Source organism: Flavobacterium sp. 83 (assembly GCF_000744835.1).
Classification (GTDB): Bacteria; Bacteroidota; Bacteroidia; order Flavobacteriales; family Flavobacteriaceae; genus Flavobacterium.
The window spans coordinates 2,554,624-2,566,121 of sequence record NZ_JQMS01000001.1 but is presented as its reverse complement, the minus strand read 5'-3'; the positions used below and the strand labels follow the sequence as shown (position 1 = coordinate 2,566,121).

The following is an 11,498-nucleotide window of genomic DNA, read 5'->3' as shown; positions in this document are numbered from 1 at the left end:
AAATTATGTGTTTCCATTCCAAACAATCCAAAGAAGCTATTGAAGTTGAAAATAGATTTGATGCTAAAATTGACAATATTGCTATATTCAAACCTCAAGAAAACATCAATGGTTTTGATTATCCATTATCTCCAATAATAATAGATGAAAGTCCTAAAATCATTACACATTATAATTGGGGTTTAATTCCTTCGTGGTCCAAAGATGATGAAATCAAAAAATTCACTCTTAATGCAAGAATAGAAACAGTTGACGAAAAACCTTCTTTCAGAAATTCTGTAAACAAACGTTGTCTTGTTATTGCTAATGGTTTCTATGAATGGCAATGGCTAGATAGTAAAGGAAAAAATAAAAACAAATTTGAAATTGGAATTGCTAATGATGATCTGTTTGCATTCGCAGGATTATATTCAGAATGGACAGATACAATTACCGGAGAAATTAAAAAAACCTATACTATTGTTACCACAGAAGCCAATCCTTTAATGGCAGAAATACACAATATTAAAAAGCGGATGCCAATAATATTAAAACAAGAAGACGAAATTAAATGGTTAGAAAATCAACCAATACAAGAGTTTGCTTTTCCTTACGAAGTAAATTTGGTTGCTAAAAACCTAAATCAAAATTCTCTTTTCTAATCAACTTTGTATTTAAAAGAAAACCCCTAAAAGTTTGGTGGTAAAAGGACGATTTACATTTCAGTTGCCACTCCTTTGCCAACGCTCCAAAAAAAATTACTGTCACAGTTTTTGGAACAAAAACACGTACGCTTCGCAACTTGCGCCAGTAATTTTTTTCCCCAAGCTGTGTTACATAATTGAGTATTATAGTTCATTACAAAGCTTTTATATTGTTTTTTTGGTTTTTGCAATGAAGCTATAATATCATTTATGTAAAACAGCCGCCACACCCAACGCGCTTGCCAGTGGCTCTAGGACAGCTTTTTTCATTGCTTCCTCGCACCGGCCTGCAATAAAAAAAGCCGTCCTTCGCCACTGTCTTTAAGAACCTTCGCAATTTCATAGAAAATTTTTCCTAACTACCTACTTTCAAGAACGTTTGCGGTAACTGTTTTTAGCAACTTGATGTTTAAAGCGGTAAGTATTTGCATTGTTTTTGTGAGTGTCACAAATTGCTTATAACCTCCATTTCTAACATTAACGACATAGGAATAAGCAATTTGCAACACCCACAAAATCAAGAGAAGCCAGCAAGAGTGTGGTTTTTTATTTGCCAGAAAACCCGAAGTAATTGCTTCAGCGGAAAAGCCGATGCCATACCGTTACTAAATATAAAGTTGACCAGCCCGAAGCATTGTCTTTCTTTCAAGTCAATGGCACCAGCTTTTCCACTAAAGCAATCAAAAACACCCTAGTAAGCAAATAAAAAACCACACACTTGCCTGCGCTACTGCCCCATCGCACTCGGTATTATTTTTTCATTGTTTTTGTAAGTATTGAAAATCACTTGAAAACCTGTACTATAAAATTAAAACCCTCTGTAAAGTGATTTTCAATACCCACAAAATCAAATCCAAGAAAGAGTATGGATTTTTAAAACAGAAAAATAATTGGAATGGATTTTATATTTCTTTTTTCTGTTTTAAAAATCCACACACTTTCCGAAAACCATCCTATTCCAAATCAACTCCCATTCCTTAGCAAAGCTTCCGATTATACGATGACGTTTGGTTAATGAAATCAAAACAAAAAATAAAAAAAAAGAGAGCAAAGGTAAGTTCCAGGTTTACAAAAAAGCAAGTTCAAGCCTCCGGTTTTTGATAAAATCTCCACCCATAACGGTTCGCATAAACATTCAATTCCGCCTTCACGTCCACACTTCCGATGATGTATCGGGTAGTATTTTATCAAAAAAACTTGCTTTTTTGAAACCTTCCACTTGAACGAATGGCTTTCTTTTTTTTCCTTTTTTTTCTTTTGAAAAATTTAATGGGCGGAGCGTAGCGAAGCACATTGGTCTTTCAACCGAAACCCTGTGGAAAATTGAAAATCTAACCCATTTTTAAAGCCGAATGTTATGCTAAATTTCATCATCAAGACCCACCGAAAAGACACCGTTTACACAAAACCCCATTTATTCATACTTAACAAAGGGATGAACAGCGGAAAGCCACAAAAAACGCCATTTACTAACAGTTTTGTTATCATTTTTCAAAACGAAGAGGACTGCGAAAGCCTTTTTTTCATTGCATATAGTTTATGGCAAACAAAATTCTGGCATCAGTATTTAGTAGGTTCGGTTATTTCGTTTTTGCGTCTTCCAGATTTCAAAAAACAATTCAATCCACAAGCCAGTTTAATGATGGTGGAGCACGAGCAGCACCAAAAAAATGTTGCAGCTCTCAAACTTCTGGAGAAAAAAGAAAAACAATACAAAGAGGATATGATGCTCATAAATGACATCCGTCGAGCCATTTTATACCGTTATTGTAGAAAATAAAACAATCCTGGTCCAACTGGACTAGGATTGATTGCACCTTATTCCCAAGCAAACCAACGCATAAGTGCAATATGATTGCACCACTTAAATAAATCGAAGAAAAGCAAAGCAATCTACTTTTATTGACTGCTAAAAACAAAAAAAGCTCCAATAAATGGAGCTTTCAACGTTGTTTTCAACCGATTTTAAGGATTTATTTTCGGTTCTTCTTCCGATTTTACAGCAGTTTGAGAAACTACTGAAATAATACTACCACCCAGAACCAAGTAACCAGCAGCCGAAACCAATCCAACAGGTAAGGCAATAGGCGAAGCGATGATAATTCCGCCAACACTTGCCAAAGCAATTCCGACAGTGCGAAGAATTTTAAACCATTTTGGGGTTGGTGCCAAGGTTCTTTCTACTAAATTCATTTTGTTATTTTTCATAATCTGGATTTTTAAAAATTGATAATTCTAAATTGTGTACTCTTTTTTCGATGTATTCTACTTTCTGGTTCAATAAATCGTTACCACTTTTGAACTCTGTTTTGATGATTAAAGCCATCGTTTTTACTTCAATCAAATCTTTCTCCATACTCTTGAAATCAGTGTGTAATTGCTTGATAAAATAAGCCACAATCGAGAGTAACAAGGTGATTAACGTTCCAAAAAGTGTAGCGATGATGTTGATATTTTCCATTTTTTGGCCTTTTTAGAATTGAAAATTATTTTCAATAGTTATTACATTGTTTTCAACTTTTGCCAGTGCTACCAATTTTGGATAAATCATTTTGTAAGCTGCAACACTTTGAGTAACTTGAAAATTGCCATCAACGAATTGGAAACCAAAACCACAAAGCGGACACCCGGCAGTTTCTTTGATAGTATTTCCGGTATGGATATAAACAAAGCTGAAGTTTGGCAAACCAGTAATTTCAATCATTCCTTCGTGAAGCTTTCCAAATGCTTTTTTGTAATCCACATTTTTAGCTCCGTGAGTGTTCAACTTCAAATTAAAAACACCTTTTGGAATGGCAGTTTGAGAAGCTATTTTTACTTCTCTTATTTTATCCTCTAACAAATAGCATTGAAATATTCCGTTAATGTACAATTGGCTCAATGTGCTTTCTTTGCCCTGGGCTACTCTTATTATTTTACTTTCCATAGTCTTGATAGATTTGAGATTAAACAAAAAATCCCTCACTTTTGGTGAGGGATTTTCGGAAGGTTTTTCTAAAAAGCATCCTCAACTTTCAAGCAATTACCACTGGAGAACAAGTAGTAATTTGGTCCCACTTGTTGGTAGAACTCAATTCCGATACACTGCAAAACTGTGGTGTTTACCGTTGGTAGAACTCCACCAGGTAAAGTTGCAACAATTGTAGTGGCAGGAACTGGAGCGTACAAATCCAAGAAAGGACTGTATTGAATATCGTTTACCTCATTCAATGCTGCATCCATAGGATCATAGCTGTTTGTGGTAGCATTATACTCAAAATCACTCACTACTGAAAGTGAAGAAATCAAACGAAAGTGAGTTGCACCAGATGGAGCATTAACCAAATTCGCTGGGTTAAAAGCATCAACAACAAACTCTCCGCTTTCTCTATCAACTGTATGAGTTAATGAGTAAGGAGCGTTGAAAATACCATTGAAAGAAGAGTTTTTGTCAAACTCGAAACCTTTTAAGTAATTTCTTTGTGTTGTGATTTCAATTTTACGGTAACCTCTGGCTTCCGTTTGGTCTTCAAGGTTGATTTTCTTCATAATAGAAGTCAATCTTCCAGTTACTTGGCTGTCCGCCATTTGTTTCATCACTTGAGATAAACCAGTACGAACCGATTTCCCGGCTTTGGCACAAGCGCCAAACTCGTTCATATTCTCACGAGTTCTTTCGAACTCTGGAGCTGAGAGTACTTGGTCACCAGTTGGACCACCAACCATTCCGGCAAAGTAGCCTTCTTGACCTTTAATTTTAAAATGTCGGATATCTCCAAGAGTTCCAACATACTTGATAACACCTTTCTGTCTTGCCATTTTTTTAAGTTTTAATGGATTAATAATTAGATAAAATTCATATGACAAATTTCAATGATTATCTTTGATTATCAATAACTTAAAATACTGTAAATCAATGCAATACAACGCAAAAGCACCGTACATAGTGGAAACCCATTGGCAAATTGAAGAAGTGCTTGACGGAGATAGCATAATCATTTGCAATCGTTTCACTCAAATGAAAAAAGAAATCCGACTTTATGGCTTGGATGCACCAGAAGTAAAACTAAATAGGAAGATGAAAGAGGACGAAGAAAAAAGCAGTTTACCTGCTCAATTATTACTCCAATTTGGTTTGCAATCCTTGCACTTCGTTTTGTCGGTTGCACCGCCTAAAACGGTTGTAACAATCATTACGGAACAGGAGAACTATTACGACTACTGGAACAGACAATTAGGGTATGTAATTTTGCCTAGTGGATTATGTTTAAATGAATTACTTTTACAAAATGGGTATGCTAAAGCAACCCAACAATATTATTGTGGTAAGCTAGCAGAGTATCAAACGATGAACCGCCAAGCACAGCTTAATAATATTGGGATCTATAGTCAAATAAAAGTATTCTGATTTGTTGTACTTATGTTGTACTAGATGGTTTTAAAAATTAAAGAGTACCAATAAATACAACTCCTTATAGGCGTTAAGAAGATATATACAAGTTAAGCACAATCTTACCGCACCGAACCGTAGAAAAGAAAATTATATATTTGAAAATATCAAAATTTAAAAATTAATGAGTGTTATAAATCAATACATTACTTTTCTAAAAGAATACAAAAAACTTCTTGAAAGAGGAGTTAAAGATGTTTTGTCTAAAAGTTTATCATCAAATTTTGTTTGGATAGATGAAATTCAAGAATTAGTAAAGTCCGACATTTGTAATTCAAATTTAGCAAATATCTTTTTAGCAAACTTCGAAAAACAATCGATAATATTCTCACTTGCAAAACCAAAAAAACCAATTATTAAGATTCCAAATGATTTTTTGGAAATTATAGAATTTGATGAAGCAAAAAATAAATTTTCAAGCATCAATAATGACGATGAAGAACTTATTTATTTTCAAAATAGTGAAAAAGGAAAAGTTGAAATTGATAAAATAAAAGCATTTGAAAAAAATAAATCAATTTATTCAAAATTTTATAGAGCTTATAATGATATTAAAAATGATTCAAATTTAGAAATTGTCTTAAGCTTGGCTTTAATACAATTCTCAAAAAATAATCAAAACAAAAATATTTCAAAAGTAAATCAACATTTATTTCATTTTCCATTAAACTTGGATATTAATTCAAATAATGAAATAAAAATCAAGTTTTCAGAATCCGACAATCCATATTCTGACTTCTTTTTCTTAAACAACACTCCTATTGAAAAAGATATTTTAAACCCGTTGGGTGCAATTAGATTATTTGTGTTTTAATATTGTTTATTGGTCTTTCAAAAATAAATTTATTAATGAATTGTACCAAAGTTAATGCTGTTATTTTAGCTAAAATTCTTGTTTTAAAACCTTGAAAAGATTTAGCATAATTTCGTCTAATCATAAATTGATCACACAATTGAGAGAATAATGTCTCTATTCTTTTTCTTGATTTTCTAAATATGTAGGGTTGTTTTTTATACCCAATTTGATTGATTCTCATTGGAGTTTCTAATTTTATATTTGCTGTTTCAAACAAATCTAATTGTAATGGTGAAGACAAATAACCTCTATCTCCAAGAAGCACACAATCAGACATTTGATATTTTAAATCTTTTAATAAATGTACATCGTGAACACTTGCTTTTGTAATATCTATTGATTGAAAAACCCCAGAAACAGTACAAACTCCGTGAAGTTTGTAACCATAAAACCAAGAGTTTTGTGATGCACAAAAACCTTTATCTGGCGCAGTCTGAAAATCACCCTTACAAATTTTAATCCTATTATGACGAGCCATTTTACAAATCTCAAGTGGCATACTATCAACAACAAAATAGTTCTCAAATTCTGTGAATTTTGAATATAAATGTTGTCTGATTTCTTCAGCAAAATGGAATAATTTTTTCCTTCTCTTATTATACTGACTTCGTTCAATTAGATTAGAAATTTGTCCATTTTGCAACTGATTAAAAAATGAATTTTCACTGTCAATAGACATAAATTCAGATGTTAAACTTAAAGCAACTACTTCTAAATCAGACATTTTAAACTTTCTTCCAGCTCGAATTTCTGTATTAAATGCAATATTCAAAGAACTTATAACTTCTAAAACTCTAAAATAATTTTTTACTATATTTGACATAGATATTGGTTGTTTGACGACTTCAAGATACTGAATTTCAGTATCTTGACCAATATCTAATCAATATTTTTTACTTCAAATAATTACACCCAACGGGTATTTTAAGTAATATCGTTGATAGTTTTGAATCTAAAGTATTAGAATTTGGCTGTGATTTCATCTACGAAGACGATTTGAAAAAATTAATTTCAAAATCAATTCAGAAAATTTCTGATAATTCTGAATTTCAAGATTCTATATTAAAACCGCAAAGCGATTTTTATAAAGAAGATTTCTTTAAAATTTCATTTTCACCTGCAATAAATTTCAAAATAAAAAAGCCAAGATTTTTCGAAAAACTTACAGATTCAATTATTGATTATAATACAGAAAATGAAAATGAATCAAAACTTTTAAATCTGTTAATTAGGAATCCCGATATTGAACACAATAATTCATATCCGAAATCTAATTACTTCATTGATGATTTATATGAAAATCACAAAGAAAATGCAAATTCACTAAATGCTGAAGAAGATTTTTCTGTTTTTTTTCCATTACCATATAACAACGAACAAAAACAAATTTATGAGAACTATTTAAAAAACAGATTAACGGTAGTTACCGGTCCACCAGGCACTGGAAAATCTCATACTATAGTAAATATTTTATGTTCACTTCTAGCACAAGGAAAAAGGGTTTTAGTAACTGCTCAAACAGACAAAGCTCTTGAATCGCTTTTAGACAAAATTCCAGAAACATTTGACGATTTAATTTTTACAAAAATTGAATTAGAAACTAACAAAAATAGATTTTCATTAGAAAACAGTATTAGTAAAATCTCAAGTATTTTAACAGATAATTTCTATTTAAATATTGAATCAAAAATAAAAGATTTAAACAATTTAAAAAGTGATTATGTAAACTTGAAATCTAAAATAATAAATGCTTTAGAGAAAGAGTATAATGAAATAACTATTAATGAAACTTTCTCAAATTTACGAGCATATCAGATAGTTGATAAAATTGAAAAGAAAGATTCTAAAGAATGGAATTGGATAAAAGACAATTTATCAAGAGAGCAATTAAATGATTTTGATAAATTAAAAAACTCAATATCCAATTACAAAAAATACCAAAATCTTAATACAAACTATATTCAAATTGTTGATTTTGACTTAAACGAAATTTACAAACAATTAAAAACTTATAATTTTTTTGAATTTCTAGAAATTAAAAAAAATATTGATAGATTAAGTAATAATTTAGAAATAAAAGAAGATTTAAAAGTAAAATTTTTAAGCATTGATTTGTCTAAAATAATTGAAACATTAAGCACATATTCTAATGTAGAAATTGTTTTAAAAAAACAAAATGATATTGATGTTTTATTAAATAAAATAAAACAAATACCTCAAATAGGAAAGATTACAACAAATGTAACATTTTCGGACATAGTTAATAATGAAACAAAATATCTTTTAGATATTGAAACTTATTTTTCATTTATTAGCGATGAGAAAGTTGGTTTTTTTAAACGATTAGAATCTAAATTTAAGAAAGTTTCTTATTTAGAAGACATAACAATTAACGGAGTAAAAACAAATACAAAAAGAAGCATTACAAAACTCAAGGAATTCATTGAGACTATTTGTTTAATAAATAAAAATTTCAATTTATTAAAAACCAGTGGCTATTCATTTGAATATGATGATAAAGCTGACATTGAATCAAAATTAGAAATTTTAAAAGAAACTATTTCAAAAGTAGAACGAAATAATGAAATTGTTAAAAAAATTCAATCTGAAACTAATATAATAGAATTTTCAAAATTTGTAAATATTGATAAGTTTGAGATAGAAGAATTAACCGAAAAAGCAATTGAATGTGAAGATGATTTCGAGAAATTGAAAAAATTTGAGTTTCAATTTAAAAGTCTTTATAATTCTTTAGCAGAAATAAGTTTAATTCTTGAGAATTCAAAAATCAAAAAAGACTTTGAAAATCTATTGCCGATTCAGGAAATTGCTGATAAGGATGTTTTTGAAAATCTTTTTGTAAAACTTGAAGAAATTAATAACCAACTGAATTTAGAAAAACAATTTATTGATTCAATAGATTATTTAAAAGTAGTTTTACCCTTAACATTTGAAAAAATTAATGAAATTTCATTTGAATTTATAACTAAAGAAAATTTTGAATTTGCTAACGCAAATTCTTATTTAATTACAAATGAATTTATTGATATTCAAAATACTAAAGAATTTTTATCTAAAATTAACGAAAAAATATATAAAACTAAATGTGAAATATTATTTGATTTAGCAAAAGATAATTTTAGAAATAAATTTGATGAAAATGAAATTAATGATTATATAAATCTTCTAAATCAATATAAATATAATTTAAGTGAAAGCGAAAGAACATTAAAGGAAAAAACAAAATATCAAATTTTAACAAGAAAGAATAGTATTGCAATTAGTAAAAAACTTTCTTGTTGGGTTATGAAATTTAATGATGTTTTAAATTCAGTTGGTAGTGAACCCGAAATTTTTGATTGTATTATTGTAGATGAAGCGAGTCAATTAGATTTTAATAGTTTATTACTCGGTTATTATACTGAAAATATGATTATTGTTGGTGATGATAAGCAAACTTCACCCACTAGTTTAACTGGAGTAGATGGCGACTCATTTATATCAATAAAAAATGAACATTTAAGTTTTTTAAAAGATGAAATTATTCATATAAAAAGCGATAATAGTCTATTTTCTTTAGCTAAAATGATAGCAGGAACCGCAAACCTTCAATTAAAGGAACATTTTCGTTGTGTTCCAGAACTAATTGAATTTTCAAAATTCAATTTTTACAATAACACATTACGACCATTGAAACAGATTAATGGGAATAGACTTCCTCCAAAAATTCCTGTTTTTATTGATGGTGCTTTCACCGAAGAACAAATTGTCTCCAGAGAAATTGAGCAAATTAAATCCTATTTAAAAAACATTTTAACAGATGATAAATACTCCAATAAAACAATTGGTGTTGTAAGTTTAGGCTCTTCCAAACATACTGAAAAGTTAAAAGATATAAAAGAAGAATTAGCAAATGAATTTGGTAAAGAAAAAATTGATAAGCATAAATTAATCATTGAGGACTCTCCTAAATTTCAAGGAGACGAAAGAGATGTAATGCTGGTTTCACTTGGAGTTGCTTTAGATTTTGAGAAATTAAATAAAAATGAGAACGCAAAGCCTAGAGCAATTATTCAAGAAAATGGAGATGACTCACGAAAAATTAATGTTGCATTAAGTAGAGCAAAAGAACAGATGATTTTATTTCATTCTGTTAAAACCGAACATTTAAGTTCAAAAGATTTTAGAAATAGAATTTTAAATTTCTTCTATGAAGAAGTAAAACCAATAGGAGAACTTAAATTGGATTACTCTAATGAAATTAGAAACTTACATAATACTCCTACTCCATTTGATAGTTGGTTTGAATACGATATTGCAATTGAATTAATTGGAAAAGGATTTAGTTATATTGAGCCTCAATACAAAGTTAAAGAAGATGAAACCTATTATAACCATAAAACAAATAAGCAATCATATGTAAATTTCAAACTCGATTTAGTAGTTCATAATAATGGTAAAAGAGTTGCTATTGAATGCGATGGAGACCCTTTCCACTCTTTGCCTGTAGATGTTGCTTATGACATTGAAAGACAAGAATTTTTAGAAAGAGTTGGCTGGAAAGTATACAGAATTTTATATTCTGCTTACAAAAGAAATCCAAGCAATGAAATAGAAAAAATGATTAATTTCATAACTAAAAACACAAAAAAAGACGAAGTAAAACTATTTATTCCATCAGTAAAAGAAAATATTATTGAAGAAATTGATTATGATGAATTTGAAAACGAGGAAGAAAATAATTCAAGAATACCAATCGAAAATTCAAATAAAACATATCAACATAAATCTTTCATAGATTTAATGCAAGATGAAATTATTGAAACTGAAAATAATCTTTTCACAATAAAAGAAAATGAAAACATAGAAGATAAAATTTTAAGATATTTTAATCTTTTTGAAAACGGAACTTATAAATTACAAGAAAACCCCGAAGATTTTTGTTTACATTCATTACCAATTAGTAAAAAATATAGAAACGGATATTTATTGCAATGCTACGATAATGGTCATATTAATAAAGTTTATGTTAAGACTTTGTTGGATAAAAGAATTGATTATAATTATTCAAATGGTAAAAATCCAAACGCCAAAATTCAATATTTAAAACTTATTGAAGATGATACTATTATTGGGTTAAAATTCAATAAAGGAAAAGAAATAATTTTTAAAGCTCATAAAACCGAAAATATTTCAAATAGAGAACAATTACATTTGCAAGGCTATAAAGTAATTTATCAAAGCTTTGAAAATATTGAATATAAAGTATTTCCAAAAAACATATCTGACGAAATTAATAGGTTAACATACGAAAGTTTTAATGCAAATGGAAAACAAACTAATAATAAAAATTACGAAAATGAGTGGAATATAATTCAAAAATTTATACCAAACATAACCGAAAAATAAAGACTGTGCATAATCGAGTAGACGGCTCCGCCAGAAACTGACGGAGTGCGCCTCTCAAACCACCGTACGTATGGGTCTCGTATATGGCGGTTCGCAAAGTGATGGGTTGAGTTACATGTAA

11 protein-coding genes are annotated in these 11,498 nt (G+C 29.4%); 5 read left to right on the top strand and 6 right to left on the bottom strand.

The genetic code is table 11. From position 1 onward, the window contains the following. Positions 1-5: 5 nt before the first annotated feature. Complete coding sequence (locus tag T410_RS11260; protein WP_035671721.1) at positions 6-641, top strand: SOS response-associated peptidase; 636 nt, start codon at positions 6-8, stop codon at positions 639-641. Between the two features lie 53 nt (positions 642-694). On the opposite strand, the gene T410_RS17075 is transcribed toward T410_RS11260, so the two are convergent. Continuing rightward, on the bottom strand, positions 695-838 hold the full coding sequence (locus T410_RS17075) for a hypothetical protein (protein ID WP_193743741.1): 144 nt from the start codon (positions 836-838) through the stop codon (positions 695-697). 1,202 nt (positions 839-2,040) lie between these two features. On the opposite strand from T410_RS17075, the gene T410_RS11250 reads away from it, so the two are divergent. Further along, a complete protein-coding gene (locus tag T410_RS11250; protein ID WP_035671717.1) occupies positions 2,041-2,463 on the top strand; it encodes a hypothetical protein in 423 nt (140 codons plus the stop codon). Between the two features lie 185 nt (positions 2,464-2,648). Here the strand turns inward: T410_RS11250 and T410_RS11245 are convergent, their stop codons facing one another. The 4 genes from T410_RS11245 to T410_RS11230 all read right to left on the bottom strand — a co-directional run bounded on the left by T410_RS11245 (position 2,649) and on the right by T410_RS11230 (position 4,481). After that, complete coding sequence (locus T410_RS11245) at positions 2,649-2,891, bottom strand: hypothetical protein (RefSeq protein ID WP_238567369.1); 243 nt, start codon at positions 2,889-2,891, stop codon at positions 2,649-2,651. Next, complete coding sequence (locus T410_RS11240; protein WP_035671714.1) at positions 2,881-3,144, bottom strand: hypothetical protein; 264 nt, start codon at positions 3,142-3,144, stop codon at positions 2,881-2,883. The genes T410_RS11245 and T410_RS11240 overlap by 11 nt, the downstream gene beginning before the upstream one ends. Before the next feature lie 12 nt (positions 3,145-3,156). Continuing rightward, the gene (locus T410_RS11235; protein WP_035671712.1) at positions 3,157-3,609 is read right to left on the bottom strand and encodes a DUF5675 family protein; all 453 of its coding nucleotides are present in this window, start codon (positions 3,607-3,609) and stop codon (positions 3,157-3,159) included. A 68-nt stretch (positions 3,610-3,677) separates the two neighbouring features. After that, positions 3,678-4,481, bottom strand: coding sequence for a hypothetical protein (locus T410_RS11230; RefSeq protein WP_051929397.1), 804 nt, complete (start codon positions 4,479-4,481; stop codon positions 3,678-3,680). A 97-nt stretch (positions 4,482-4,578) separates the two neighbouring features. On the opposite strand from T410_RS11230, the gene T410_RS11225 reads away from it, so the two are divergent. Then, positions 4,579-5,070 carry a thermonuclease family protein gene (locus T410_RS11225; RefSeq protein WP_035671709.1) on the top strand — a complete coding sequence of 164 codons (492 nt, stop codon included), beginning with the start codon at positions 4,579-4,581 and terminating at the stop codon, positions 5,068-5,070. Between the two features lie 166 nt (positions 5,071-5,236). Next, entirely contained in the window at positions 5,237-5,926 is a 690-nt protein-coding gene (locus tag T410_RS11220) for a hypothetical protein (protein ID WP_035671708.1), read from the top strand. Here T410_RS11220 and T410_RS11215 read toward each other — a convergent pair. Then, entirely contained in the window at positions 5,907-6,692 is a 786-nt protein-coding gene (locus tag T410_RS11215; RefSeq protein WP_369793036.1) for an IS982 family transposase, read from the bottom strand. The genes T410_RS11220 and T410_RS11215 overlap by 20 nt on opposite strands. Before the next feature lie 272 nt (positions 6,693-6,964). On the opposite strand from T410_RS11215, the gene T410_RS11210 reads away from it, so the two are divergent. Beyond that, on the top strand, positions 6,965-11,377 hold the full coding sequence (locus tag T410_RS11210; RefSeq protein ID WP_035671706.1) for an AAA domain-containing protein: 4,413 nt from the start codon (positions 6,965-6,967) through the stop codon (positions 11,375-11,377). Positions 11,378-11,498: the final 121 nt, after the last annotated feature.